22 protein-coding genes and 3 pseudogenes are annotated in these 24,957 nt (G+C 59.8%); 7 read left to right on the top strand and 18 right to left on the bottom strand.

From position 1 onward, the window contains the following. Positions 1–77 precede the first annotated feature (77 nt). From M9827_RS23845 to M9827_RS23810, 8 genes are all read right to left on the bottom strand, one after another. Positions 78–1,079: a response regulator gene (locus M9827_RS23845; RefSeq protein ID WP_250607461.1), complete on the bottom strand. Its 1,002-nt coding sequence runs from the start codon at positions 1,077–1,079 to the stop codon at positions 78–80. A 48-nt stretch (positions 1,080–1,127) separates the two neighbouring features. After that, on the bottom strand, positions 1,128–2,138 hold the full coding sequence (locus M9827_RS23840; RefSeq protein WP_250607459.1) for a chemotaxis response regulator protein-glutamate methylesterase: 1,011 nt from the start codon (positions 2,136–2,138) through the stop codon (positions 1,128–1,130). Then, positions 2,135–4,423, bottom strand: a complete 2,289-nt coding sequence (locus M9827_RS23835) for a hybrid sensor histidine kinase/response regulator (protein WP_250607457.1) — start codon at positions 4,421–4,423, stop codon at positions 2,135–2,137. The genes M9827_RS23840 and M9827_RS23835 overlap by 4 nt, the downstream gene beginning before the upstream one ends. After that, entirely contained in the window at positions 4,420–5,103 is a 684-nt protein-coding gene (locus tag M9827_RS23830; RefSeq protein WP_250607454.1) for a chemotaxis protein CheW, read from the bottom strand. The genes M9827_RS23835 and M9827_RS23830 overlap by 4 nt, the downstream gene beginning before the upstream one ends. After that, entirely contained in the window at positions 5,100–6,371 is a 1,272-nt protein-coding gene (locus M9827_RS23825; RefSeq protein ID WP_250607452.1) for a CheR family methyltransferase, read from the bottom strand. The genes M9827_RS23830 and M9827_RS23825 overlap by 4 nt, the downstream gene beginning before the upstream one ends. Further along, on the bottom strand, positions 6,368–6,904 hold the full coding sequence (locus tag M9827_RS23820; protein ID WP_250607450.1) for a chemotaxis protein CheW: 537 nt from the start codon (positions 6,902–6,904) through the stop codon (positions 6,368–6,370). The genes M9827_RS23825 and M9827_RS23820 overlap by 4 nt, the downstream gene beginning before the upstream one ends. After that, positions 6,904–8,526, bottom strand: a complete 1,623-nt coding sequence (locus M9827_RS23815; protein ID WP_250607448.1) for a methyl-accepting chemotaxis protein — start codon at positions 8,524–8,526, stop codon at positions 6,904–6,906. The genes M9827_RS23820 and M9827_RS23815 overlap by 1 nt, the downstream gene beginning before the upstream one ends. Positions 8,527–8,894: 368 nt before the next feature. After that, positions 8,895–9,617, bottom strand: a complete 723-nt coding sequence (locus M9827_RS23810) for a tellurite resistance TerB family protein (RefSeq protein ID WP_250607446.1) — start codon at positions 9,615–9,617, stop codon at positions 8,895–8,897. Between the two features lie 178 nt (positions 9,618–9,795). On the opposite strand from M9827_RS23810, the pseudogene M9827_RS28075 reads away from it, so the two are divergent. The 3 pseudogenes from M9827_RS28075 to M9827_RS23795 all read left to right on the top strand — a co-directional run. Further along, positions 9,796–9,942: pseudogene (locus M9827_RS28075) on the top strand (LysR family transcriptional regulator); the annotation flags it as partial. Between the two features lie 5 nt (positions 9,943–9,947). Next, positions 9,948–10,079: pseudogene (locus M9827_RS23800) on the top strand (aldehyde dehydrogenase family protein); the annotation flags it as partial. Positions 10,080–10,081: 2 nt separating this feature from the next. After that, positions 10,082–10,560 (top strand): annotated as a pseudogene (locus tag M9827_RS23795) (amino acid permease); the annotation flags it as partial. A 59-nt stretch (positions 10,561–10,619) separates the two neighbouring features. Here M9827_RS23795 and M9827_RS23790 read toward each other — a convergent pair. Next, a complete protein-coding gene (locus tag M9827_RS23790) occupies positions 10,620–11,177 on the bottom strand; it encodes a hypothetical protein (protein ID WP_250607445.1) in 558 nt (185 codons plus the stop codon). Between the two features lie 5 nt (positions 11,178–11,182). Beyond that, positions 11,183–11,764 carry a ComF family protein gene (locus M9827_RS23785; RefSeq protein WP_250607444.1) on the bottom strand — a complete coding sequence of 194 codons (582 nt, stop codon included), beginning with the start codon at positions 11,762–11,764 and terminating at the stop codon, positions 11,183–11,185. Positions 11,765–12,099: 335 nt separating this feature from the next. Between M9827_RS23785 and M9827_RS23780 the strand changes: the two genes are divergently transcribed. Beyond that, the gene (locus M9827_RS23780; protein WP_250607443.1) at positions 12,100–12,429 is read left to right on the top strand and encodes a BRO-N domain-containing protein; all 330 of its coding nucleotides are present in this window, start codon (positions 12,100–12,102) and stop codon (positions 12,427–12,429) included. Positions 12,430–12,478: 49 nt separating this feature from the next. Here M9827_RS23780 and M9827_RS23775 read toward each other — a convergent pair whose 3' ends face one another. Then, on the bottom strand, positions 12,479–12,664 hold the full coding sequence (locus M9827_RS23775; RefSeq protein ID WP_250607442.1) for a hypothetical protein: 186 nt from the start codon (positions 12,662–12,664) through the stop codon (positions 12,479–12,481). 403 nt (positions 12,665–13,067) lie between these two features. Here M9827_RS23775 and M9827_RS23770 point away from each other — a divergent pair, with 403 nt between their 5' ends. After that, complete coding sequence (locus tag M9827_RS23770) at positions 13,068–14,696, top strand: glucan biosynthesis protein D (RefSeq protein ID WP_250607441.1); 1,629 nt, start codon at positions 13,068–13,070, stop codon at positions 14,694–14,696. 199 nt (positions 14,697–14,895) lie between these two features. Here the strand turns inward: M9827_RS23770 and M9827_RS23765 are convergent, their stop codons facing one another. From M9827_RS23765 to M9827_RS23755, 3 genes are all read right to left on the bottom strand, one after another. Then, positions 14,896–16,002, bottom strand: a complete 1,107-nt coding sequence (locus M9827_RS23765; protein ID WP_250607439.1) for an NADH:flavin oxidoreductase/NADH oxidase — start codon at positions 16,000–16,002, stop codon at positions 14,896–14,898. A gap of 270 nt (positions 16,003–16,272) precedes the next feature. Beyond that, entirely contained in the window at positions 16,273–17,982 is a 1,710-nt protein-coding gene (recJ, locus tag M9827_RS23760) for a single-stranded-DNA-specific exonuclease RecJ (protein WP_250607438.1), read from the bottom strand. A gap of 55 nt (positions 17,983–18,037) precedes the next feature. Further along, positions 18,038–18,580: a YaeQ family protein gene (locus M9827_RS23755; protein ID WP_007908961.1), complete on the bottom strand. Its 543-nt coding sequence runs from the start codon at positions 18,578–18,580 to the stop codon at positions 18,038–18,040. A 146-nt stretch (positions 18,581–18,726) separates the two neighbouring features. On the opposite strand from M9827_RS23755, the gene M9827_RS23750 reads away from it, so the two are divergent. Both M9827_RS23750 and M9827_RS23745 read left to right on the top strand, forming a co-directional pair. Further along, positions 18,727–19,926 (top strand): CaiB/BaiF CoA transferase family protein, encoded by a 1,200-nt coding sequence (locus tag M9827_RS23750; RefSeq protein WP_250607437.1) that lies wholly within the window; start codon positions 18,727–18,729, stop codon positions 19,924–19,926. Next, the gene (locus M9827_RS23745; protein ID WP_250607436.1) at positions 19,853–20,833 is read left to right on the top strand and encodes a TIGR02285 family protein; all 981 of its coding nucleotides are present in this window, start codon (positions 19,853–19,855) and stop codon (positions 20,831–20,833) included. The genes M9827_RS23750 and M9827_RS23745 overlap by 74 nt, the downstream gene beginning before the upstream one ends. Positions 20,834–21,010: 177 nt before the next feature. On the opposite strand, the gene M9827_RS23740 is transcribed toward M9827_RS23745, so the two are convergent. From M9827_RS23740 to thrC, 4 genes are all read right to left on the bottom strand, one after another. Beyond that, on the bottom strand, positions 21,011–21,292 hold the full coding sequence (locus tag M9827_RS23740; RefSeq protein ID WP_250607435.1) for a DUF3509 domain-containing protein: 282 nt from the start codon (positions 21,290–21,292) through the stop codon (positions 21,011–21,013). A 166-nt stretch (positions 21,293–21,458) separates the two neighbouring features. Beyond that, entirely contained in the window at positions 21,459–21,866 is a 408-nt protein-coding gene (locus tag M9827_RS23735) for a response regulator (protein ID WP_250607434.1), read from the bottom strand. A gap of 116 nt (positions 21,867–21,982) precedes the next feature. Further along, positions 21,983–23,356, bottom strand: coding sequence for a transporter substrate-binding domain-containing protein (locus M9827_RS23730; RefSeq protein ID WP_250607433.1), 1,374 nt, complete (start codon positions 23,354–23,356; stop codon positions 21,983–21,985). 120 nt (positions 23,357–23,476) lie between these two features. Further along, complete coding sequence (gene thrC / locus M9827_RS23725; RefSeq protein ID WP_250607432.1) at positions 23,477–24,886, bottom strand: threonine synthase; 1,410 nt, start codon at positions 24,884–24,886, stop codon at positions 23,477–23,479. Between the last annotated feature and the right edge of the window lie 71 nt (positions 24,887–24,957).

Here is a 24,957-nt window from a genome sequence, read left to right as displayed (position 1 = left end):
AGCCTGTAAAGGTGTAAACGATGTCCCCGGTCTAATTTGTAAAGGATGTACCGGTCTCTACAGTGAGGGGAAAGCCGTTATTCGATGCCGACCTGGTTACGGCCATTGTTTTTCGCCAGGTACAACCCACGATCCGCCGCCGAAATCAGCAACCGGCAATCGCTGCCCGACTGCGGCACCATCGTCGCCAAACCAATACTAATCGTCAGGCTCGCCCCTTCCGCCGGGGTGTTGTGCGGGATTTTCAAGGATGCCACGGTCTGGCGCAGTTTCTCCGCGACCAGCCGCGCGCCGCCCGGCGAGGTGTTCGGCAGCACCAGCACAAACTCCTCACCGCCATAACGCGCCGGCAGATCCGACGGCCGTGCGCTGGCCTCGCGGATCGCCGTGGCGACCTTGCGTAACGCTTCATCGCCTTCAACGTGACCAAAGCTGTCGTTGTAGGACTTGAAGTAATCGACGTCGATCATCAACAGCGACAACTGACTCTGTTCCCGCAGCGAGCGGCGCCACTCCAGTTCCAGGTACTCGTCAAAGTGGCGGCGGTTGGACAGCCCGGTCAGGCCATCGGAGTTCATCAGCCGTTGCAGCACCAGGTTGGTGTCGAGCAATTGCTGCTGGCTGACGCGCAGCGCACGGTACGCGGCATCCCGCTGCAGCAAGGTCATGTACGAGCGCGAGTGATAGCGGATGCGCGCCACCAGTTCGATGGTGTCCGGCAGCTTCACCAGATAATCGTTGGCGCCGGCGGAGAACGCCGCGCTCTTGATCAGCGGGTCTTCCTTGGTCGACAGGACGATGATCGGGATGTCCTTGGTCGCCGGATGATTGCGGTATTCGCGCACCAGGCTCAGGCCATCGAGACCGGGCATCACCAGATCCTGGAGGATCACCGTCGGTTTGATCCGCACCGCCTGGGCAATGGCCTGCTGCGGGTCGGAGCAGAAGTGGAAGTCGATGTTTTCCTGATTCGACAGCCCACGGCGCACCGCTTCGCCGATCATCGCCTGATCATCCACCAACAACACCATGGCGGCGTTTTCGTCGGTTTTAATGTCGTCGATCTGTAAGTCATTCATGGGCGGTCACCTGTGTACTGCGGGGGCCAGGATTGCGGATAAACCTGTTCATTTGGGAAAAATCTCCAGCAATCGTGGCGCTATCTTTTCCAGTGCACGGATTTCAACCGCGGCATCAATCGCCGCAGCAGCCTTGGGCATGCCGTACACCGCACTGCTTTGCTGATCCTGCGCGATGGTCAAATAACCCTGCTGACGCATGAGCTTAAGCCCTTGCGCGCCGTCGCGCCCCATCCCGGTCAATAAAACCCCGATCGCGTCACCATTCCAATAACTGGCGACACTCTCGAAAAACACGTCGATCGAAGGACGATAGATCTCGTTGACCGGCTCGGCGGTGTAGGCCAGCGTGCCGTTTTTCAACAGGCGAATGTGGTGGTTGGTGCCGGCCAGCAGCACGGCGCCGGCCTGCGGCGGCTCACCTTCACGGGCCAAACGCACATCGAGGCCGCTGGCGCTGGCCAACCATTCGGCCATACCGGCCGCAAAGACCTGATCGACATGCTGCACCAGCACGATCGCCGCCGAGAAATCCTTGGGCAAGCCTTTGAGCAACACCTCCAGCGCCGCCGGCCCGCCTGCCGATGAGCCGATCGCCACCAGTCGCTGACACGAAGCGGAACTGCGCTGGGCCGTCGGTGCCGGCCGGGAACGTGTGGGCTTCTCGCCGATCAGCCAGCCGATATTGAGGATCTTGCGCAACAACGGCGCCGCCGCTTCCTGGGCATTACCGGCGCCGAGGGCTGGAGTGTCGACCACGTCCAGTGCGCCGTGGCCCATCGCTTCGAAGACCCGGTGCACGTTCTGCTGCCGGTCGACGGTGACGATGACGATCGCGCACGGGGTTTCGGCCATGATCCGGCGGGTGGCTTCGACGCCGTCCATCACCGGCATGATCAGGTCCATCAGGATCAGGTCCGGGGTATTTTCGGCGCACAGTTGCACCGCCTCGGCACCATTGCGGGCGACCCAGACCACCTGATGCGCCGGCTCGAAGGCCAGCGCCCGGCGCAGGGCTTCGACCGCCATGGGCATGTCGTTGACGATGGCGATCTTCATGCCCGCGCTCCTCCGATCAGCTCGACCACTGCGTCGAGCAGGGCGTCGTCATGAAAACTGGCTTTGGCCAAATAATAGTCGGCGCCGGCATCGAGGCCACGACGGCGGTCCTCTTCACGGTCCTTGTACGACACAACCATCACCGGCAGCGATTGCAGGCGGTTGTCGCGGCGCAGCAGGGTGACCAGTTCGATGCCGTCCATGCGCGGCATGTCGATGTCGGTGATCAGCAAATCGAAGTCCTCCGAACGCAGCGCGTTCCAGCCGTCCATGCCGTCCACCGCCACCGCGACGTCGTAGCCGCGATTGAGCAGCAGTTTGCGTTGCAGCTCGCGCACGGTCAGCGAGTCGTCGACCACCAGCACCCGCTTGCGCGCCGCCTCGGCGGCCTGATTGCCATGACGGGCGATGCGCTCAAGGCGCCCGGTATTGAGCAGTTTGTCCACCGAACGCAGCATGTCTTCGACGTCGACGATCAGCACCACCGAGCCGTCGTCGAGCAAAGCACCGGCGGAGATGTCCTGCACTTTGCCCAGACGCTCATCGAGTGGCAAGACCACCAGCGTGCGCTCGCCGATGAAACGCTCCACGGCAACGCCATAAACCGCATCACGCTCGCGGATCACCACGACTTTCAGGGTTTCGCCACTGTTCTGGCTGGCCGGACGATTCAGTAACTGGCTGGCCGCCACCAGCCCGACGTGCTGGCCTTCGTGCCAGAAATGCTGACGACCCTCGACCTGCACAATGTCTTCCGGCGCCAGATCACACATGCGTTCGATGTGCGCCAGCGGGAAGGCGTACGCCTCTTCGCCAACCTCCACCACCAAACTGCGCACCACCGACAAGGTCAGCGGTACTTCCAGATGAAAGCGACTGCCCTCGCCCGCCGTTTGCTCCAGCACCACGGCCCCGCGCAACTGGCGAACCATGTGTTGAACGGCATCAAGGCCAACGCCCCGCCCGGATACTTCGGTGACGGTGTCGCGCAGGCTGAAACCGGGCAGAAAGAGGAAGGTCAGCAGTTCTTCCTCGCTCAACTGCGCCGCCGTTTCCGCTGGGGATAACTGCCGTTCGACAATGCTGCGGCGGACCTTTTCCAGGTCGACACCATTGCCGTCATCGCTTAATTCCAGCACCAGCAGTCCAGCCTGATGCGAGGCACGCAGGCGGATCAGGCCTTCTTCCGGTTTGCCGTTGAGCAGGCGCTGCTGCGGGGTTTCGATGCCGTGATCGACGGCGTTGCGCAGCAAATGCGTCAGCGGTGCTTCGAGCTTTTCCAGCACATCGCGGTCGACCTGAGTCTTCTCGCCTTCGATCTCCAGGCGTACCTGTTTGCCGAGGCTGCGGCCCAGATCGCGGACCATGCGCACCTGACCGGTAAGCACATCGGCAAAGGGCCGCATGCGGCAGGCCAACGCCGTGTCGTAGAGCACTTGCGCGCGCTGGCTGGCCTGCCAGGCGAATTCATCGAGTTCGGCGTTTTTCTCGCTCAGCAGTTGCTGGGATTCGGCGAGCAAACGGCGCGCGTCTTCCAAGGCCTCCAGCGCTTCCAGACTCAGCGCGTGTTCCTTGAGGTGGACGTTGAGGTTTTCCAGCGCGCGCAGGCCGTTGTTCTGCATGCGTTTGAGGCGCTGCATGGTCGCCAGATGCGGTTTGAGGCGCTGGGTTTCCACCAGCGACTTGCTCGACAGATCGAGCAGGCTGTTCAGGCGTTCGGCGGTGACCCGCAGCACCCGCTCGCCACCCTCGGTGGTGCGTTTGCTCTTGCGTGGCGCCGGTTCGGACGCTTCGACCGGGGTTTCGATGATCGGCGCTGGCGCAGGTTCAAATACCGGCGGCGCTTCAAGTTGCAACTCGGCCATCGGCGGCGCAACGAACGCTGCCGGCGGCGTCGACGGATCAAGCAAGCTCGCCATCAACGCCACATAAGCTTCAATATCGCTCGGCTGCGGCGCATTGGCCGGGGTGGCGATGCGCATCAGCAAATCGGTGCCCTGCAACAGCGCATCGATGTGTTCGGGGCGCAGCAGCAAGCGCCCTTCCTGGGCGCTGACCAGGCAATCTTCCATGACATGAGCGACGCTGACGCCGCTGTCGATGCCGACAATTCGTGCCGCGCCTTTGAGCGAATGCGCCGCGCGCATGCACGATTCGAGTTGATCGGCCTGGGTCGGGTTACGCTCCAGCGCCAGCAACCCGGCACTGAGTACTTGGGTCTGCGCTTCGGCTTCGAGGCTGAACAGCTCAAGCAACGAGGCATCGCGCATTTGCTCGGGGGTCATGTGAGGCTCCGGGTCACGGCGGACAGCAGCTGTTCTTCATCCAGCCAACGCAGGCTGCGACCGCGATATTGCAGAACACCACGGGTGTATTTGGCACTGGCTTGCGCGCCGGACTGCGATGCCGCATCAAGAATGCGCTCATCAATGGCATGAATGCCGTCGACCTCATCCACCGGCACCACCACCGGCCCGCCATGGGCGGCGATGATCAGCATGCGCGGCATGATGCGCACACCTGTGGCCGGCGCGGCGTTGCCATCCAGATCGAGCAATTCAACCAGTGACAGGCACGCCACCAGTGCGCCACGCACATTGGCCACGCCGAGCAAGGCCCGCGAGCGCTGGTGCGGCAACGAGTGGATCGCCTGCAGCGGCGCGACTTCGACGAGACTGCGCGTCGCCAGCCCCAGCCATTCTTCGCCGAGCCGGAACATCAGCAGCGAGCGGGTTTTCACATCGCTTTCCACGGCGATCGCCACCGGATCGCGCTCGTCCTGCTGCAACGCATAACGGTCAAGCAGGCGCGTGGCGGCGGCGGAATACACCGAGCAATTGCGGCAATGAATATGCTCTTCCAGCAGCGGACAGGACTTGTCGCCATGAATGCCGATGCGGTTCCAGCAATCGTCGATGGCCCGGGCGTCTTCGTGGGTGACGTTCAAGGTGTCGGACGGGATCATCGTTTACGCTCACTGTCGGCGGTGCGGCCGCTGCGGGCGGCACGCTCCTGCAATCGTCTGGCACCCGCCGTGTCGCCCTGGGCCTGCAGCAACGCGGCCAGGTGCATCAACGCTTCGGGGTGTTGCGGTTCGAGGTACAACGCCTTGCGGTAAAAGCCCTGAGCTTCGAGGGTCAGGCCGGCGACATCGCTGAGCAAGCCGAGCCAGTAAAACACCTGAGCCACCGGTTCATGGCTGCGCAAATACTGATCGCAGGCGACGCGGGCCTCGGCACTTTTGCCTTCGTTGGCCAGCGCGGCGATGTTGGCCAGCAGGGTCGCGGCGTCCGGGTTCGTGCTTTTGCGGGTAATCGGTAGCGGCCTCACGGCGGCAAACGGTCGATTGCGCACCACTGGGGGCGGCGTACTGCGTGGCGGTTGGCTGACCGGCACCGCGATCGGTTTGGGTGTCGGCAGCGGTTCGGGGTGCGGATCGCTGTGGCGGCTGAAGGCAAAGGATTGCGGGATACCGATCGAACGCATGCCCAAGCGCCCGAGCAGACTGCCCTCGGCCGGGCCGATAAACAGCACGCCATCGAAATGCGTCAGGCGCTTGAGCACCTCAAACACCAGTTTTTGCGTCGGCTGATCGAAATAGATCAGCAGGTTGCGGCAGAACACGAAATCGAACGCCGGCTCGCTGGCCAACAGCGTTGGATCGAGTACATTGCCGACCTGCAAACGCACCTGTTCACGCACATCGTCATTGACCCGATGGCCTTCCTGCTCAGCCGTGAAATGCCGGTCGCGAAAGTCCAGATCCTGCCCGCGAAACGAATTTTTGCCATACAGCGCACGCCGCGCCTTCTCCACCGACAGCGGGCTGACGTCCATGCCATCGACCTTGAACTGATGCGGCTTGAGCCCGGCATCGAGCAAAGCCATGGCGATCGAATAGGGTTCTTCACCGGTGGAACACGGCAGGCTGAGGATGCGCAGTGCGCGCATGTTGTTCAGCTCAGCGAGACGATTGCGCGCCAGTTTGCCCAGCGTGGCGAAGGATTCCGGATAACGGAAAAACCACGTCTCCGGGACGATCACTGCTTCGATCAGCGCCTGTTGTTCGTCTCGCGAGCCTTGCAGCAATTGCCAATACTCATCGGCATGCACCGCTTGCGAAAGCGTCGTGCGCTGGCGCACCGCCCGCTCGATGATTGCCGGCCCCACCGACGTCACATCGAGGCCGATGCGTTCCTTGAGAAAATCGAAAAAGCGCTGATCGCTGCTCATGACTGCGCCTCAAGCTGCGCCGGATTGAGCGGCGGATCGGGGAACAGCAAGCTGCGCACGGCGTCATCGAGCAAGTCATTGACCCGCACCCATTGCACCAAGCCCTGGGCATCTTCGCGCACCGGGCCGAGGTAAGGCGCCTCGCGGTTGGCGAGGCCGTAAGGCTGAAACTCCTGCGGATGGCAGCGCAGGGTGTCGGTGGCCTGTTCCAGAATCAGCCCCAGCCATTGCGCGGGCTGCGCTTCATCCGGCCGGTAATTGACCAGCACCAGACGGGTGCTGGTGCGCGCCTCGGCGGGATGGCCGAAGGTCAATGCGCTGAGGTCGATCACCGGCACCACCGCACCGCGATAGGCAAACACCCCGGCGACCCACTGCGGCGCCCGCGCGATCGGCTTCAACGGCAGACGCGGCAGCACTTCCGCCACGTCGGTGGCGCGCAAGGCGTAGCGTTCGCTGCCAATGCGAAACAGCAGGAACAACGCCGGCTTCGCCACCTGCGCGGCGCTGCGTTTGGCGAGGATTTCGCTCATCAGACTTTGAATCGCGAAACGCCGCTGCGCAGCCCGACGGCCACCTGGCTCAGTTCGTCGATGGCGAAACTGGCCTGACGCAGCGACTCGACGGTCTGGCTGCTGGCGTCACCCAACTGCACCAGCGCGTGGTTGATCTGCTCGGCGCCGGTGGCCTGGGCCTGCATGCCTTCGTTGACCATCAACACCCGCGGCGCCAGCGCCTGCACCTGATGGATGATCTGCGACAGCTGCTCGCCGACCTGCTGCACTTCGGACATGCCGCGACGCACTTCTTCGGAGAACTTGTCCATGCCCATCACCCCGGCAGACACCGCCGACTGGATCTCGCGAACCATCTGCTCGATGTCGTAAGTGGCCACGGCGGTCTGATCCGCCAGACGCCGCACTTCCGTGGCGACCACGGCAAAACCGCGACCGTATTCACCGGCCTTCTCGGCTTCAATCGCTGCGTTGAGCGACAACAGGTTGGTCTGGTCGGCGACCTTGACGATGGTCACCACCACCTGATTGATGTTGCCAGCCTTCTCATTGAGGATCGCCAGTTTAGCGTTGACCAGATCGGCCGCGCCCATCACCGAGTGCATGGTGTCTTCCATGCGCGCCAGGCCTTGCTGGCCGGAACCGGCCAGCACCGAGGCCTGATCGGCGGCGGTAGACACTTCGGTCATGGTGCGCACCAGATCGCGCGAGGTGGCGGCGATTTCGCGGGACGTCGCGCCGATTTCGGTGGTGGTCGCGGCGGTTTCGGTGGCGGTGGCTTGCTGTTGCTTGGAGGTGGCAGCGATCTCGGTCACCGAGGTGGTGACCTGCACCGACGAACGTTGCGCCTGAGACACCAGCGCGGTCAGCTCGGTCATCATGTCGTTGAAGCCGGTTTCGACGGCGCCGAACTCGTCCTTGCGGTCGAGGTTCAGGCGCGAACTGAGGTCACCGGTACGCATGGTTTCGAGGATCTCCACGATACGGTTCATCGGCGCCATGATCGCGCGCATCAGCAACAAACCGCAGAGGCCGGCGGCGAGCACGGCGACCAGCAGGGAAATGAACATGCTGACTTTGGCAGCCGCCACGGCATCGTCGATGTTGTTCATGGCCTGATCGGCGACTCTCTTGTTCTCGCCGATGATGTCGTTGAGCTTCATGCGCCCGGCGTACCAGGCTGGCGTGAGCTTTTCGTGGAACATCCTGACCGCGTCCGCTTCCAGGTTGCGCTTGTGCAGGTCCAGCACGGCATCCTGAATCTGGAGATAGGCGTCGTGGTACTTCTCGAACGCGGCGAACTCGGTCCGGTCCTCGTCGGTCGCCATGGTCTTGCGATAGTTTTCCATCTGCTCCTGCAAACGCGCCTCGAACGCCTTGTAGTCCGCGGCGTCCTCGCTGGAAACCCCCTGACCTTCCTTGAGTCCGAGCAGTTCTTGCGTCTGCAGATAACTGTCGACCCAGGCGCCACGGATCATCGAGCTGTAATAGACGCCGGGAATCGCGTCATCACGCACGCTGTTTTCACTGGCCTCGATCTTCAACAGGCGTGAATACGAAACGACGACCATCAGCAACATGATGGCGATAATCACCGCAAAGCTCGCCAAAATACGTTGGCGCAACGTCCAGTTCTTCACAGTGATTCCTCGTGCCTGATCGAAATGCGGGGAGTATAGCCGAGGGCGGTGTTTCATTTATAAGACGCTTTTTCACCCTCGGGCCTGTCCGGTGTGGTTAGCGGGAAGGCTCTGGGGTGGGACTGTCCGACAATTGCGAGTGAGCGTGCCAGTGGGGTAATGGCAAAAGGAGGCGATAGATCGGCCATGGCGTATGCAGTGAGGCTGAAACATCATCGCGAGCAGGCTCCGTGCACGCCGGAATAACCTGTGGGAGCGAGCCTGCTCGCGAAGAGGCCGGAACGGTCAACATCGATGTCGTCTGACCCGGCGCTTTCGCGAGCAGGCTCGCTCCCACAGGGGGTTGCGATTGTTAAAGCACGCCGTCTCTACACAGAGGCCAGCCGCACCTGCTTCTCCAGCTCCACCTTCAACCCCGGCTCCAGCTTCAACTGCCGCGCCAGTTCATCCAGATAGCTCTTCTCCATAAAATTCTCCTCATCCACCAACATCACGCTGGCGATGTACATTTCTGCCGCCATCTCCGGCGTACTCGCGGCGCGGGCGACGTCGGTGGGGTCGAGGGGTTTGTTGAGTTCGGCGTGCAGCCAGTGTTGCAACTCCTGATCGTTATCGAGCTTGGTGAATTCACCTTCGATCAATTCGCGCTCGCGATCATCGATATGGCCATCGGCCTTGGCGGCAGCAACCAGGGCTTTAAGAATGGCCTGACTGTGTTGCTCGGCTTGTGCCGGTGGCAAGCGGTCGAGGGTTTGCGGTTCGCTTTGTGGGGCGGTGCCTTTTTGCGCGTTGTAGTTGCCGTAGGCTTTGTAGGCCAGTACACCCAGCGCGGCCAGCCCGCCGTAGATCGCGACTTTGCCGCCGACCTTGCGCACTTTCTTGTTACCAAGCAGCAAGCCCATCGCGCCAGCCGCCAGTGCACCGCCGCCGGCGCCCGACAGAAGACCACCGAGGCCGCCAGAGCCAGAAGAGCCGCCGAGCAAACCGCCCAAGCCACCGCCAGCCGGTTTGTTCTGCGTTCCGCCAGCCTTGTTCTGCAACAGATCCTGGCCAGACTTGAGTAGCTGATCAAGCAATCCACGGGTGTTCATGTTCCGCCTCCAAAACAGGGGTTATCCGGATCTATAAGGCCCTCAGCCTAGTTCGAAAGTGCCCCTGCCCGGCCTGCGAGTGTGCTTCCAGATGTTGCTCGCCCTGCAACAGCCATTCTTAAAAATAGATATACACTCAGGCCAATCTATAAAAACCGCCCACCGGGTACACCTTCTCATGATGACCCTGCGTCAGATCCGTCATTTCATCGCAGTGGCCGAAACGGGCTCGATCTCCGCCGCTGCGCAAACTGCATTCATTCCCCAATCGACGCTGACCCTGGCGATCCAGCAACTGGAGGAGGAAATCGGCGTCAGCCTGTTCAGATGATGGTCGCCTGGAAAATCGCCCCGGCGCTGGCTGCCGGTAATACCGTGGTGCTCAAGCCGTCGGAACAAACCCCACTGACCGCGTTGCGTCTGGCCGAACTGGCGTCGGAAATCTTCCCGGCCGGTATTCCTAGGCTCGCGATGAAATGGTCATCGGCAGCCGCCTGCTGAAAAAGATTTCTCCTACCACCGAAGTACCGGTTGCCGCACTGTTCGTGTCCGGCGTCCTGCCGGCCCTGATCATCGCCCTCGGCTTCTTCCTGCAAGACGCCGTGGCCACCATCGTCAGCTTCGCCGCCATCGGCATCTACCTCGCATTCAAGATGATCGTCCTCGTCGCCCTCTACGCCCGCAGCAAAGGCTGGAAACCGAGCGGCAAATTCACCCTCGGCGCACGGGGCTGGCCAGTGAACGTCGGCGCGCTGGTATAGGCGTCGGCGCAATCATTAACATGGCCTGGCCACGCACGCCGGATGCGGCTTGGTATGTGAACTATGCGATGGTGTTGAGCACGGTGATCGTGATTGGCTTGGGGCTGGTTTACATGTGGATTGGCAAGCCGTATGACCATGGCAAGGCGCCGGCTGGGGATGCCTGGAAGGTGAGTCGCTAAGAGTTTTTGATCCCGGCACCGACTAGGTGCCGGGGTTCAGGAAAGCCCAGAAAAAACCATCAAAAAGAAAGCTCTGCCTGATCGTGCTTCAACAGGGAAATACGGTCGAACAGTTTGATTTTTGCATTGGCTTTTTGCTTGGCGTGATCGGACATGAATGCAACCAATTCTTCGAGCTGACTGACGTCTCCAACCACTTTGAATTCCTTTTCCTTGTTGACGAAAACAAGCGACTTCTTCTTTCTCGACAACAATTCAATGACATTGCTGAGCGTGCCGGTGCTCTTTGCATCCCAGATCATCAAGCCGTAGTCAGCCGCTTCAGCCATGACGACGTCTTTTTCAGTGAAGAAAGCTCTCGAGCCTTTGGAATGCTTGGAGTCGACTGTTCTGGCGGGCCACTGCCCTAGGTTGTTCCTCGGTGCCGAGCCACTGCAGAACACCGTGGTTCTGGATCGTTCGAGGCTCAACAGGTACTCCTGAATGGAGGTGTCGGCGCCACCTGCATCACCCACTACCACCTCAAAATCAGACGCAACGATATTATTGATACGCTCTTTGACCTTCGGATCAAGGTTCTTGATGTTGATAGAGCCGGCAATAAATACAGTCGTCATTGAGTTCACTTCCAAGTTAGCGCTGCTACGTAAATCTTCCCTACCTTTGGATATTTACGTAAAACAGCGCAGGCCGCGTCCATCGACGCCCCGCTATCAAACAAATCATCTACAACCAAAACATTCCAGCGCCCATCTGTAGTGATTTCATCATTGACGCTGAAACTGTCTCCAATCGCAGCAACCTTGTCTGCTTTCGAATGCAAATCCTTGAGCGACTTTCCGGTGGCTGCTTTTCGAAGCAAATCCGAGAAAACCGGCAGTCCAGTAATTTGTCCCAACGCCAAGGCAACCTCAGTTACGGGTTGTCGCTGACGAATATTTGAAGCTGGCATAGGCACTACAAAACCTACCTGATCCAATTTCGGGAACACATTTGTCGCTACCGCTTGGGCGAGTGGGCCGATCTGAGTCCAATCCTTTTGGTATTTGAGCTGGTAGGTCGCCTCGCCTATCTCAGTGCGCTGATTATCGAAGCACGGATGTCCGCGATCATCGTTGCCAAGAAAGGTACTACTTACCATGTGTTTGTCCAGCACCCAGCCCTGATCCCATGGGCCATTGATCTGTTTGAGGGATACCTTCATTGAATTCTCCATTCCTTTGAACCCTGAAACCAAGAGCTGAGCATCTGTAGCGATGCGCAAGATTCAAACAAATAACGGAAAAAACACTGGTTAGGGGCGGGTTCGCTGGCACCAATGCAAAAACAGTCATCTCCTACAGATACGACCCTCAGAGATAAATCCTCTTTCCTACAGAAGGAATCGATAGAGCCGACTTGGCGTCGTAGGTTGCTAGCCGATAGGCTTTCTCTCGGCGGCGAAATCAGCAGCCCGGTGTCGGAGCCGGAGTAAATATCAAAACGGCGTGACCGCACTCATTTGAGTGGCGGCTCTATTCTCAATATTGGAGTCGACAAATGCCTAACCACGTACAAATTCCTTCTGAAAGCTCCGCTTTCTTCACCCCCACCGCCTTCACCCGCCACAACCGCTTCCTCCACGCCTTCATGCAAGACCACGAAGCCTGGTTCTGCGTCCAGGATCTCGGTCGCTTGATGGGCTACCCCCTGAACGAACGCCTCACCCTGAAACTTGATCCCGACCAGCGCCGCCTGAGTTCGATGCGTTGGGCAGGCGTCACCGTGCCGTTGCTGCACTGGCAACAGCAGGCGTGGGTCAAATGGCGGGATGTGCCGGAGTTGATGCACGGCCAGCGGCCGTATCCAGTACTGGGAACGTGTAGCTGATCCAAATAAAAAGGGGCGGACCTTTCAGACCGCCCCTTTTTATGTCCACTCAAAACCGCGAAACACTCCGCATCGCATCCACCAGATAGCGCATCGCAATCCGGTCCCCTTCTGATAGCTCTCGATAACGCTCCACCAGTTTCACTTCGTCGGAGCTCAACCGACGTCTTTTGCGACCGCTGCCGAGGCAGGGAAAGATGCCCAACATTTCGGTGATGCCTTGTATTTTTGCCATGGACGATGTCCTTCTCTAATACGTCAAAGAACTGCTAAACCACCACATCGCCCTGCCCCTTACAGCAGTGTCGTGTGCCTTACCGGCTCTTTTGGCTGCACCGGTCATGCCCATAGAATAGAAATTAAATCGGCGCTGAAAAGCGGTTTTTAGAGTAATTAGTCGAAAAAAGCAGATATGCCGTGTAAATCAGAACGCCCTGTCAGATTTTTAACCGACATGTCTTGTTTCATTGACACACTGGCGCGGTGAATCAACGAATTTTGCATTGCGAGCGAACCGTTTAAGCTAGCGGGCATCTGTTAATAGTCCGTTGCGTTTGGCCGAAGGCTTGTCCGAACCGTTATTTCTGATCCAGCACGTGCCAGGAACGGCGCGGGATTGCTCACGACAGGTTGTATTTATGCACCGCAGGAATTTGCTCAAAGCGTCCATGGCCATTGCGGCTTACACCGGTCTTTCGGCCACCGGCCTGCTGGCCACCCGTGCCTGGGCGGCCAATGGCGGCGCCGCCGATGGCGAGGCGCAGGCCTTCGACTTCGAAGCGCTGAAGCGCCAGGCCAAGCAACTGGCCGGCAACGCTTATCAGGACACCAAACAGGTGCTGCCACCGACCCTGGCGACCATGACCCCGCAGAACTTCAATGCGATCCGCTATGACGGCGAGCATTCGCTGTGGAAGGAGAACAAGGGTCAACTCGACGTGCAGTTCTTCCATGTCGGCATGGGTTTCCGTCAGCCGGTGCGCATGTACAGCGTCGATCCCAAGACCCGCACCGCCCGCGAGGTGCATTTCCGCCCGGCGCTGTTCAACTACGAAAACACCTCGGTCGACACGCAGCAGTTGAAAGGCGATCTGGGTTTTGCCGGGTTCAAACTGTTCAAGGCACCGGAACTCGATCGTCATGACGTGGTGTCATTCCTCGGCGCCAGCTATTTCCGTGCGGTGGATGCGACTGGCCAATATGGCCTCTCCGCTCGCGGCCTGGCGATCGACACTTACGCCAAGAAGCGCGAAGAATTCCCCGACTTCACCAAGTTCTGGTTCGAGACCCCGGACCAAAACGCCACGCGCTTTGTCGTCTACGCGCTGCTCGATTCGCCGAGCGCGACCGGCGCCTATCGCTTCGACATCGATTGCCAGGCCGAGCGTGTGGTGATGGAAGTCGACGCGCACATCAACGCGCGCACCGCCATCGAACAACTGGGCATCTCGCCGATGACCAGCATGTTCAGCTGCGGCACTCACGAACGCCGCATGTGCGACACCATTCACCCGCAAATCCACGATTCGGATCGCCTGGCGATGTGGCGCGGCAACGGCGAGTGGATCTGCCGCCCGCTGAACAACCCGGCGACCCTGCAGTTCAACGCATTTGCCGACAAGGATCCGAAGGGTTTCGGCCTGGTGCAGACCGACCATGAGTTCGCCAACTATCAGGACACTGTCGACTGGTACAGCAAGCGCCCGAGCCTGTGGGTAGAACCGACCACCGCGTGGGGCGAAGGCTCGATCGATCTGCTGGAAATCCCGACCACCGGCGAGACCCTCGATAACATCGTAGCGTTCTGGACACCGAAAAAGCCGGTGGCTGCCGGGGATTCGCTGAACTATGGCTACAAGCTGTACTGGAGCGCTCTGCCGCCGGTGGGCACGCCGTTGGCCCGCGTACACGCGACCCGTTCCGGCATGGGCGGCTTCACTGAAGGCTGGGCACCGGGCGAGCATTACCCGCCGGTCTGGGCGCGTCGTTTTGCCGTGGACTTCACTGGCGGCGGTCTCGAGCGCTTGCCGCAGGGCACCGGGATCGAGCCGGTATTGACGTGCTCGAACGGCAAGGTGCAGGATTTCAGCGTGCTGGTGCTGGATGACATCAAGGGTTACCGGATCCTGTTCGACTGGTACCCGACCAATGACAGCGTGGAGCCGGTGGAACTGCGCCTGTTTATTCGCACCAATGACCGCACGCTGAGCGAGACCTGGTTGTACCAGTACTTCCCGCCGGCGCCGGACAAGCGTAAGTACCCTTGAGGATTTGAGGCGCCTGCACGGGCCTCATCGCTGGCAAGCCAGCTCCCACAGTGATGGGTGTTGATCACAGATTTTGCGTACGCCACCAAATCTGTGGGAGCTGGCTTGCCAGCGATGGCGGCAGCATCGCAGCGAAAGACAAACAGACAAAACAAAGCCCCGGCCATCACTGGCCGGGGCTTTTTGCTTTACTACCCACTCAATCGCGCAGATCCGACTCATGAATCGGCTGGTCCCGATGAGTCGCGCGCTGATACTGCGCCGGCCACACCGCTTTGCGTCCCCCCAGATCATCGTCGGCATGCAGCGGCCAGTACGGATCACGGAGCAGTTCTCGGGCGAGGAAGATGATGTCAGCCTGACAGGTGCGCAGAATGTGCTCAGCCTGCGCAGGTTCGGTAATCATTCCGACAGTGCCGGTGGCGATGCCTGACTCCTTGCGTACGCGTTCGGCGAAGCGCGTCTGATAACCCGGCCCGACCGGAATTTCCGCGTTGGCCGCCGTACCACCCGACGACACGTCAATCAGATCCGCGCCAAGGCTGTGCAGGCGTCGCGCCAGCTCCACGGTTTCATCCGGGTTCCAGCCGTCCTCCACCCAGTCGGTGGCCGACACGCGGACAAACACCGGCAATTCCTCAGGCCAGACCGCCCTCACCGCTTCAGTTACTTGCAGCACCAGCCGAATACGATTTTCAAACGAACCACCGTATTGATCCCGGCGCTGATTGCTCAACGGCGAAAGGAACTGATGCAGCAGATAACCATGCGCGGCATGCACTTCAACCACACTGAAACCGGCCTTCAGCGCACGTTTGGCGGCATCGACGAACGCTTGAATAACATCGGCGATCTGCCCTTCATCCAGCTGTTTCGGTTGCGTGTGCTGTGGATCGAAAGCAATCGGCGACGGCCCGACCGGAGTCCAGCCGCCATCATCGGGTTTGACGCTGCCGTGCTTGCCGATCCACGGCCGATGAGTGCTGGCCTTGCGCCCGGCGTGGGCCAGTTGAATCCCGGCGATGGCGCCTTGGGCCGTAATAAAGCGGGTGATGCGTTGTAGCGGTTCGATCTGTTCGTCGTTCCACAGACCAAGGTCTTCGGCGGTGATCCGCCCTTCGGCCGTGACCGCTGTGGCTTCGGTAAATACCAGACCGGCGCCACCCACCGCGCGGCTACCGAGGTGTACCAGATGCCAGTCGTTAGCGAGGCCGTCGACGCTGGAGTATTGGCACATCGGTGACACGGCGATGCGGTTGGGCAGCGTCAGTTGGCGAAGAGTGAAGGGTTCAAGCAGCAGACTCATGGGGCACCTCTCAAATCAGTGGGCAGGCTCCAGGGTTCTGTTTGAATAGTCGACGAGTGACAGGAAAAAGGTACAGCACCCGCCCCCGCGGGCAAAAAATTCGACAAGACGTCACAAGGCCAATCAAGCAGTGCTTAGAGCCTAGTCGACAACGGGGGATCGCGGGAAATTCAAGAAAAGATCGTCCGATCGCGGCCCGAACCTTCGGCAGCTCCTACAGGAAACCGCATTCCCATGTAGGAGCTGCCGCAGGCTGCGATCTTTTGATCTTCAGCGCGGTTCGATATGAGCAATCATCAGTTGCACAGTCTCGTTGCCGCGAAACTCGTTAACGTCGAGCTTGTAAGCCAGTTCAACCCACTGAATCGTCGGATTCGGCCAGATATCGCGGTCGATACCAAACGCAATGCCATCCAGCTTCACCGAGCCACACTCGCTTTTCAGCACCACCTTCAAATGCCGCTCGCCGACCACGCGTTGCTCGACCAACTGAAACACGCCGTGAAACAGCGGCTCCGGGAAGTGCTGCCCCCAAGGTCCGGCATGACGCAGGGCCCGAGCCAGTTCAAGGTGGAATTCTTCAACCGCCAGCGTGCCGTCCGAGAGCATGCGCCCGGTCAGGTCTTCCTCGCGAAGCTGCCTGCGCACTTCAGCGTCGAAAGCCTCGGCGAACAGGGCAAAGTTCTCCTGCGGCAAAGTCAGGCCCGCCGCCATCGCGTGGCCACCGTACTTGGCGATCAGGTTCGGATGCTGCGCCGCCACCACGCTCAAGGCATCACGAATGTGGAAGCCTTGCACCGACCGCCCGGAGCCCTTGAGCAAACCATCACCGGCATCAGCAAAGGCAATGGTCGGACGGAAATAACGCTCTTTCATCCGCGACGCGAGAATGCCGATCACGCCCTGGTGCCACTCCGGATCGAACAGGCACAGACCAAACGGCATCGACTCCACCGGCAAGTCCTTGAGCTGCGCCAGCGCCTCGCGCTGCATGCCCTGCTCGATGGATTTGCGATCCTGGTTCATACCGTCCAGTTGCGCGGCCATTTCCCGGGCCAGGTTGGCGTCGGCGGTGAGCAGGCATTCGATGCCCAGGCTCATGTCATCCAGACGCCCGGCGGCGTTCAGGCGCGGCCCGACGATAAAGCCGAGGTCGGTGGAAGTAATGCGCGCAGCATCTCGCTTGGCCACTTCAAGGATCGCTTTGATCCCCGGCCGTGCGCGCCCGGCGCGAATCCGCTCCAGACCCTGATGCACCAGAATCCGGTTGTTGGCGTCCAGCGGTACCACGTCGGCGACGCTGCCCAGCGCCACCAGATCAAGCAGTTCGCCGATGTTCGGCTGCGGCGTGTTCTCGTACCAGCCGAGACTGCGCAGGCGCGCGCGCAACGCCATCAGGACATAGAAAATAACGCCGACGCCGGCCAGTGCCTTGCTCGGGAATTCGCAACCCGGCTGGTTCGGGTTGACCAGCGCATCGGCCAGCGGCAGTTCATCGCCGGGCAAGTGGTGGTCGGTAATCAGCACTTTGAGGCCGGCCTTTTTTGCGGCTGCCACGCCTTCGACGCTGGAGATGCCGTTGTCGACGGTGATCAGCAATTGCGGCTCGCGGGTCAGCGCAACTTCGACGATTTCCGGGGTCAGGCCATAGCCATATTCGAAACGGTTCGGCACCAGATAATCGACGTGCGCCGCGCCCAGCAAGCGCAAACCGAGCATGCCGACGGTACTGGCCGTCGCCCCGTCCGCGTCGAAGTCGCCGACGATGAGGATGCGCTGGCGTTGCTCAAGCGCCGTCACCAGCAGGTCTACCGCTGCGTCGATGCCCTTGAGCTGCTGGAACGGGATCAACCGCGCCAGGCTCTTGTCTAGTTCCGCCTCGGACTGCACGCCCCGCGCCGCGTACAAACGGGTCAACAAAGGTGGCAGGTCACCGAGAAACGGCAGAGTGGCAGGCAGTTGACGAGGTTCGATACGCATGGGGTGACGGAGACTTCTCTTGATTACGTGGGATTATTCCGATGGTGACGCAGGTTCAGCCGCGCTCACCTTGCAGCCATTGCAACTGGACTTCGTGCTGACCACGGTCGTCGGTGACGAAGATCGTGCCTTCGCTGATCATCACATCCCACTTGATAACGCGGGGCATGTCCTTGGCCAGGGTTTCCAGCACTTCTTGCGGGACTGCAGCGATGTTGACGTTCTTCAGATTCTTGATCGCCGGGATCACTTTGGTTTCCCATACACGCAAGCTGCCGTAGGCCAGCAGGCTGGTGCGCTCGGTGCGGCGCGAGCACCAGGTCAGACGGTCGGCATCGGGCTGGCCGACTTCGATCCAGTGCAGGACACGGTCATCCAGGCTTTTTTCCCACAGCGCAGGTTCATCCACGTCTGACAGACCACGGCCAAACGACAACTGCTCGTTGTACCAGAGTGCGTAGGCCAGCAGTCGCACGGTCATGCGCTCTTCGGTTTCCGAAGGGTGACGGGCGATGGTCTGCTTGACGCTCTCGTAGACACTGCGGTCGAGGTCGGTGAGGTTCAGTTCAAATTTGTAGGTAGTGGACGGCTGGGCCATGAACGGGCTTCTTGATACGAGGAAAGTCGGCAAGTCTAACCGATGCGGTAGGCAATCATCGAATTGATGGCGATCAAGCTGCGGCGTCTGACAGCCGGCTATGTTAAAACGCTGTATCTGCTTAGCCTTGTCCTACAGGATTCAGTATGCCGTTCGCCAACAAACCGCTCAGCGGTGTGAAAGTCATTGAATTGGGTACATTGATTGCCGGGCCGTTTGCCTCGCGCATTTGCGGCGAGTTCGGTGCCGAAGTGATCAAGATCGAATCGCCCGACGGCGGGGACCCATTGCGCAAGTGGCGAAAACTGTACGAAGGCACGTCGCTGTGGTGGTTCGTTCAGGCGCGCAATAAAAAGTCGCTGACGCTGAACCTCAAACACCCTGACGGTTTGGCGATCCTGAAAAAACTCCTCAGTGAAGCGGACATCCTCATCGAGAACTTCCGGCCCGGTGTGCTGGAAAAACTTGGCCTGAGCTGGGAAACCCTGCACGCCTTGAACCCGAAACTGGTGATGGTGCGCCTGTCCGGTTTCGGCCAGACCGGGCCGATGAAAGATCAACCGGGCTTCGGCGCGGTGGGCGAGTCCATGGGCGGTCTGCGTTACATCACCGGATTCGAGGATAGGCCACCGGTGCGCACCGGGATCTCCATCGGCGATTCGATTGCCGCACTGTGGGGTGTGATCGGCGCATTGATGGCGCTGCGTCATCGCGAAGTCAATGGCGGCACCGGGCAAGTTGTCGATGTGGCCTTGTATGAAGCGATTTTCGCGATGATGGAAAGCATGGTGCCGGAATTCGACGTGTTCGGCTTTGTCCGCGAGCGCAGCGGCAACATCATGCCCGGCATCACGCCCTCCTCTATTCACACCAGTGCCGACGGCAAACACGTACAGATCGGCGCCAATGGTGACGCGATCTTCAAGCGCTTCATGCAGATCATCGGCCGCGAAGACCTGGCCAACGATCCGACACTGGCCAGCAATGACGGGCGCGACAGTCGCCGCGACGAGTTGTACGGGGTGATCGATCGCTGGGTCAATTCGTTGCCGCTGCAAACGGTGCTCGATCTGCTCAATCAGGCCGAAGTGCCGGCCAGTCGGATCTTCAGCGCCGAGGACATGTTCAGCGATCCACAGTACCTGGCCCGAGAGATGTTCCTGCAGGCCAAGCTGCCCGGCGGCAAAGATTTCAAGATGCCGGGCATCGTGCCGAAACTCTCTGAGACACCTGGCAGTTCAGAATGGGTCGGACCGCAACTGGGTGAACACAATGCGCAGGTACTTCACGATCTTGGCTACGACGAGCGACAGATCGCCAAGTTGCGCGAAGACGGAGCCATTTGAGCTGAAACGCCGGCAGACATCACACGCCAACCACGCCCATCAATGGTGGACGTGGCGGCTGTTCGGCTTGTTGTTTCTACTCATGTTGTCGAACGGCGCGCAGGCGAAACCGACGCTGATCTGGTTACTGCGCGACCTGCCGCCACTGACCATTTTCGAAGGCCCGAAAAAGGGCCTGGGTGTCATTGATCACCTTATGCCGATGCTGATTGCCGGCATGCCGCAATACGAACACAAGTTGATGCGAGTCAATCGAGCCCGCGGCATCCAGATGCTTCACGAAGCCTCCTTCACTTGCGACCCGTCGCTGATCTGGAGCAAGGAGCGCGCGCAATGGATCGCGTATTCCATCCCGACCTTCCGCGCCGTCAGTAATGGGCTGGTGGTGCGTCAGAAAGATCGCGAAGTGTTGGCGCCGTTTCTCGTGGAGGGTGAAGTCGATCTGGCATCGCTTCTAGCCAATGGCAAAGAGAAAATCGGAGTCGTGGCTGAACGCAGTTACGGTGAAATAGTCGATGACTTGCTACGCCAGGCCCCTAGGGACGCCCTGACCCTTCATTACGGCAACGACGCCCTGAACAATCTGCTGCTGATGCAGCGCCTGGGACGATTACAGGTGGTGCTGGGCTATTGGCCAGAAATTCGTTATCAGGCTCATCTGGCGCAAATCGCCGAAGACGAGTTGCTGTTTTATCCGATCCGAGGCACCGGTAAATACCTGTCGGGCTACATCGGCTGCTCCGACACACGCCAGGGCCGTCAGGCAATCAGCGAAATTAACCAACTGCTGCGCACTCTTCCCCACGATCAACTGAACCAGTTGTACGCCGACTGGCTGGACCCGGCGATGCGAAGCGACTACCTCGAACAGGCCCGATCGTTCTTCGAGCAACAAGCGGCGCCATGAGCAAGTTGCAGGCAAAAAGAAACCCCGAGAAGTGGGGAGACGACTCGGGGTTAAACGTGGCCTACATAAAGACCAGTAGCAGCAAGCGACAAGCACCGGAGCACAATGCTTGATCCTGCTGTTACCGGGTCTGACTGACAGGGATGCAGGAAGGTTCCCACAAAAAATATTTCATCTTTACAGCGCCGCACGTTTGTCCAGCGCAGCGTTGCGCAATGCCGCGATTACACAGGGTTCCAGCCGTCCTTCCGCAATCAGAACATCGCGGTGCAAGCCGTCAACGACATCGGTCAGTTGGCGCTTGTCGGTCAGTTGTGCCTGATTGAATTCACGCTCTACCACAATGGCGCCGTGACTGTTCTTCAAGGTCACCCGGCATTCGCCATGGGAACCGCTTGGAGACAACGAAACCTGATACGGGCTCAGAGCCTCACCGAGCAATAGACTGATACTTTCCATCTCGATCTCCACTCAATAGTCCGAAAACTGTGTGCCTGGGGCGTGTTCACAATAAATGACCACCGGCCCGAGAAGAAAGTTCTGCATACCGAACGCCCCGTTTCTGGAGTGTCACCGGTCTGTCAGAGCATGCACGGCGAAGATGACAGAAAAGTAACCGTACCCGTCAAACCTGCACGAGGGGTGAAGCGGCGCTCAAGTAACTGTCGAGCAGCCCGCGCATGAGCACCGCCGAGACCGGGGTTTGCAGGCGCCCCAGCAACCGCAGGTGGTGTTCACGCAGCAAAGGCTCGAGATCGTTCAACAGGCTTGGCGCGACCGCCCCCAGCAGGATCAGCGCACGCGCCTCACGCTGAGCCGCCAGATGATGAATCAGCGCCAGGCCATCGCCGCCCTTGAGTTGCGGGTCGCAAATGGCGATGTCCACCGCGCCGCGATGGCTCAGTGAAGACAGGGCCGATGCCAGCGAAGGCGCCGTCAGCACGTCATAGATGCCGATGGCGTTGAGCATTTGATGCAACGCCATCAGCTGGAACGGGTTGGGTTCAAGTATCAGGACTTTAAGCGAGCGCATAAGCGACCTCTGGAGAGACAATCGCGGACTCTCACCGCAGTTGTTGTCACTCTAGGGCAGCCGTCCTAAGCCTCCCATCGGAAAAGTAGCCGCGTCTTATAGGACATTTCCCATCTTCATTGCAGACATCGACACCCGCTCTCTGTGCGACGCTGGGTGATGTCCGTCCAGCCACCCAAAAGCCCTCGCAGTTTGCCGTCGGCGCTATAGAACGGCACTGTCCACTGATAGACCTCACGGGGACCACTCTTGAATTGCAATCGGCGTTTGCTGAAGCGCGATTTGCGTGTGCGCAACTGCACCATGAATTCGTCGTGCAGCATCAACGCCGTGGCTTCGGGCAGCGCGTCCACCTCGATCAGCAACCGTCCCAGCACCTGATCCAGCCGCACCGACAACGCCTCCTCATAGCTGCGATTGCACATGATCAGCCGTCCTTGCAGATCACGGACGAACACCGGATCCGGCATGGAGTCGATCAATGCATGCTGAAAGGCCAACTGATCGCCCAGATCCTTTTCCGCCACGCGGCGCAATTTGATCACTGCCGTCAGACGCCGATTCCATATTAACGACAGCAGGCCGAACACGCCGAATCCGGCCATGCCCCAGCAACCCCATTCGAGCATCTGCTGCCAGATCGACGGCACGGGCGCCGGCGCAATACCTTCCAGCCATTTCAGGCGGATCGCGCGTAACTCGGCCGCGGGAAAGGCCTCAAGGGCCTTGTTGAGAATACTCAGCAGCACCGGCATGCCTTTGCGCACGGCGAGGTTATCGGCTTCCCACTTGCCTTCGACCAGACCGCCGACCTTGAGCAAACCCAAGGGGTAAAGCTGCGCGCCGATTTCGTTTTCGATGGTAGCGTAGGCATCACCGCTCTCGACCAGCGCCCGCGCCTCGGCGTAAGTCTTGACCGAGCGAATCTCGATTGTGGGAAAGTCACGCCTGATCATGTCTTCCAGCGCATGCCGGGCCGGCAGCACCAGCACCCGTTTACTCAATTGCTCGAAAGATTCCAGGCGCGGCGCGTCAGCGCGGCCGACGAATACCCAGCCGGCGCCACCGAATGCGTGGCTGTAATCCAGAAACGCCTTGCGCTCTTCGCTCATGGCCAGGGTCGTACTGATATCCGCCGCGCCACTCGCCAGACGCTCAAGCATGTGATCGGTGGAAAACGACTCCTGATGCACGAATTGCAGCCCGGTCATCGCCGACACACGCTTGAGCACATCGTTATTCAAGCCGCTCCATTGCCCATGCTCATCCTGAAACAGATACAACGGGTACTGCACCGACGTCACCGTCACTTTGGGGTTGTCGCGAATCCACTCGCGCTCATGCGCAGCCAGTTCGATGGGCTGGACGCTGGATGCCATGGCATCGTTATTCAGCACCAATTGCGCTGCCACACTGCAGCGCATCAACCCCAGCAATCCGAACAGGAACACCCCAACCAGTGCCGGTTTCAAACCTCTATAAAACAGCATTGCCACTTCCTTCGTGATCGACTCACCCGTCCTTCGTGGGTGAAAACCCGAGCAGTGTGGCAGCAGAAACAAAAAAGCCCGTCAGGAGACGGGCTTCAAAATGTGACAGCTTTTACTGGCTTAAAGCGGCTTGCCGCGGTTGCCATGCTGGCTGACAAAGGCTTGCACGGCTTTCAGCTCGTTTGGCAGAACGGTGCAACGCTCGTTTCGCTCAAACAAATCAGAAAGATGTGCAGGTAGCTCGAGCGCTTTTCCTACACCGGCTTTCTCTACCGCGTCCGGAAATTTCACCGGGTGTGCGGTGCCGAGGATCACCATCGGGATATCGAGGCTACGACGGCATTCGCGCGCGGCCTTGACGCCGATGGCAGTGTGCGGATCCAGCACTTCACCGGTTTGCTCGTAGACTTCGGCGATGGTTTCGCAAGTCTGCGCATCGTCCACGGCCAGCGAGTCGAACAGTTTGCGCGCTTCGGTCCAGCGCTCTTGTTCGACGCTGAAACCGCCACCTTGCTTGAAGGTGTCCATCAGGCCGGCAATCGCCGCACCGTTGCGACCGTGCAGGTCGAACAGCAGGCGTTCGAAGTTCGACGAGACCATGATGTCCATCGATGGCGACAGCGTGGCGTGCAGGGTTTCCTTGACGTACTGATTGCCGCTCATGAAGCGGTGCAGGATGTCGTTGCGGTTGGTGGCGACGATCAACTGGTTGATCGGCAGGCCCATGTTGCGCGCCAGGTAACCGGCGAAGATGTCGCCGAAGTTACCGGTCGGCACCGAGAACGACACCGATCGCGCCGGGCCACCCAACTGCAGGGCCGCGTGGAAGTAGTAAACGATCTGGGCCATGATCCGCGCCCAGTTGATCGAGTTCACCGCGACCAGACGCGTGCCTTTGAGGAAACTCTGGTCGGCGAAGCTGTTCTTGACCATTTCCTGGCAGTCATCGAAGTTGCCTTCGATGGCGATGTTGTGGATGTTCTCGCCGAAAATCGTGGTCATCTGGCGACGCTGCACTTCGGACACACGGTTGTGCGGGTGCAGGATGAAGATGTCGACGTTTTCGCAGTGCTTGCAGCCTTCGATGGCGGCCGAACCGGTATCACCGGAGGTGGCGCCGACGATCACTACGCGCTCACCGCGCTTTGCCAGCACGTAATCAAGCAGACGACCAAGCAGTTGCAGGGCGAAGTCCTTGAACGCCAGGGTCGGGCCGTGGAACAGCTCCAGCACCCATTCGTTGCCGTTCAGCTGACGCAATGGCGCGACGGCGCTATGGGCGAACACACCGTAGGTTTCTTCAAGGATTTTTTTGAAATCGGCATCCGGAATGCTGCCGGTAACAAACGGGCGCATCACCCGGAAAGCCAGCTCGTGATAAGGCAGGCCGGCCCACGAAGCGATTTCTTCCTGGGTGAAACGTGGCAGGTTTTCCGGGACGTACAGACCGCCGTCGGTGGCGAGACCGGCCAGCAGGACGTCTTCGAAATTCAGGGCCGGTGCCTGGCCGCGGGTACTGATATAACGCATAAGGACAAACCTTCGGTTTGGGCTTCAAGCCGTAAGCTGCAAGCTACAAGTGAAAAGCGGCTCTGCTTTTA

It is taken from the genome of Pseudomonas sp. AKS31, from assembly GCF_023634765.1.
Classification (GTDB): Bacteria; Pseudomonadota; Gammaproteobacteria; order Pseudomonadales; family Pseudomonadaceae; genus Aquipseudomonas.
The sequence above is the reverse complement of the archived record's forward strand: the minus strand, read 5'-3'. Positions and strand labels throughout refer to the sequence as shown.

Coding starts and splice junctions, on each gene's coding strand:
- M9827_RS23755 (WP_007908961.1), bottom strand. CDS start 18,580: ATGGCCCAGCCGTCCACTACCTACAAATTTGAACTGAACCTCACCGAC.
- M9827_RS23770 (WP_250607441.1), top strand. CDS start 13,068: ATGCACCGCAGGAATTTGCTCAAAGCGTCCATGGCCATTGCGGCTTAC.
- M9827_RS23820 (WP_250607450.1), bottom strand. CDS start 6,904: ATGAGCGAAATCCTCGCCAAACGCAGCGCCGCGCAGGTGGCGAAGCCG.
- M9827_RS23835 (WP_250607457.1), bottom strand. CDS start 4,423: ATGACCCCCGAGCAAATGCGCGATGCCTCGTTGCTTGAGCTGTTCAGC.
- M9827_RS23730 (WP_250607433.1), bottom strand. CDS start 23,356: ATGCTGTTTTATAGAGGTTTGAAACCGGCACTGGTTGGGGTGTTCCTG.
- M9827_RS23765 (WP_250607439.1), bottom strand. CDS start 16,002: ATGAGTCTGCTGCTTGAACCCTTCACTCTTCGCCAACTGACGCTGCCC.
- M9827_RS23785 (WP_250607444.1), bottom strand. CDS start 11,764: ATGAAGGTATCCCTCAAACAGATCAATGGCCCATGGGATCAGGGCTGG.
- M9827_RS23745 (WP_250607436.1), top strand. CDS start 19,853: ATGCGCAGGTACTTCACGATCTTGGCTACGACGAGCGACAGATCGCCA.
- M9827_RS23825 (WP_250607452.1), bottom strand. CDS start 6,371: ATGAGCAGCGATCAGCGCTTTTTCGATTTTCTCAAGGAACGCATCGGC.
- recJ (WP_250607438.1), bottom strand. CDS start 17,982: ATGCGTATCGAACCTCGTCAACTGCCTGCCACTCTGCCGTTTCTCGGT.
- M9827_RS23740 (WP_250607435.1), bottom strand. CDS start 21,292: ATGGAAAGTATCAGTCTATTGCTCGGTGAGGCTCTGAGCCCGTATCAG.
- M9827_RS23750 (WP_250607437.1), top strand. CDS start 18,727: ATGCCGTTCGCCAACAAACCGCTCAGCGGTGTGAAAGTCATTGAATTG.
- M9827_RS23845 (WP_250607461.1), bottom strand. CDS start 1,079: ATGAATGACTTACAGATCGACGACATTAAAACCGACGAAAACGCCGCC.
- M9827_RS23830 (WP_250607454.1), bottom strand. CDS start 5,103: ATGATCCCGTCCGACACCTTGAACGTCACCCACGAAGACGCCCGGGCC.
- M9827_RS23840 (WP_250607459.1), bottom strand. CDS start 2,138: ATGAAGATCGCCATCGTCAACGACATGCCCATGGCGGTCGAAGCCCTG.
- M9827_RS23780 (WP_250607443.1), top strand. CDS start 12,100: ATGCCTAACCACGTACAAATTCCTTCTGAAAGCTCCGCTTTCTTCACC.
- thrC (WP_250607432.1), bottom strand. CDS start 24,886: ATGCGTTATATCAGTACCCGCGGCCAGGCACCGGCCCTGAATTTCGAA.
- M9827_RS23775 (WP_250607442.1), bottom strand. CDS start 12,664: ATGGCAAAAATACAAGGCATCACCGAAATGTTGGGCATCTTTCCCTGC.
- M9827_RS23810 (WP_250607446.1), bottom strand. CDS start 9,617: ATGAACACCCGTGGATTGCTTGATCAGCTACTCAAGTCTGGCCAGGAT.
- M9827_RS23735 (WP_250607434.1), bottom strand. CDS start 21,866: ATGCGCTCGCTTAAAGTCCTGATACTTGAACCCAACCCGTTCCAGCTG.
- M9827_RS23790 (WP_250607445.1), bottom strand. CDS start 11,177: ATGACGACTGTATTTATTGCCGGCTCTATCAACATCAAGAACCTTGAT.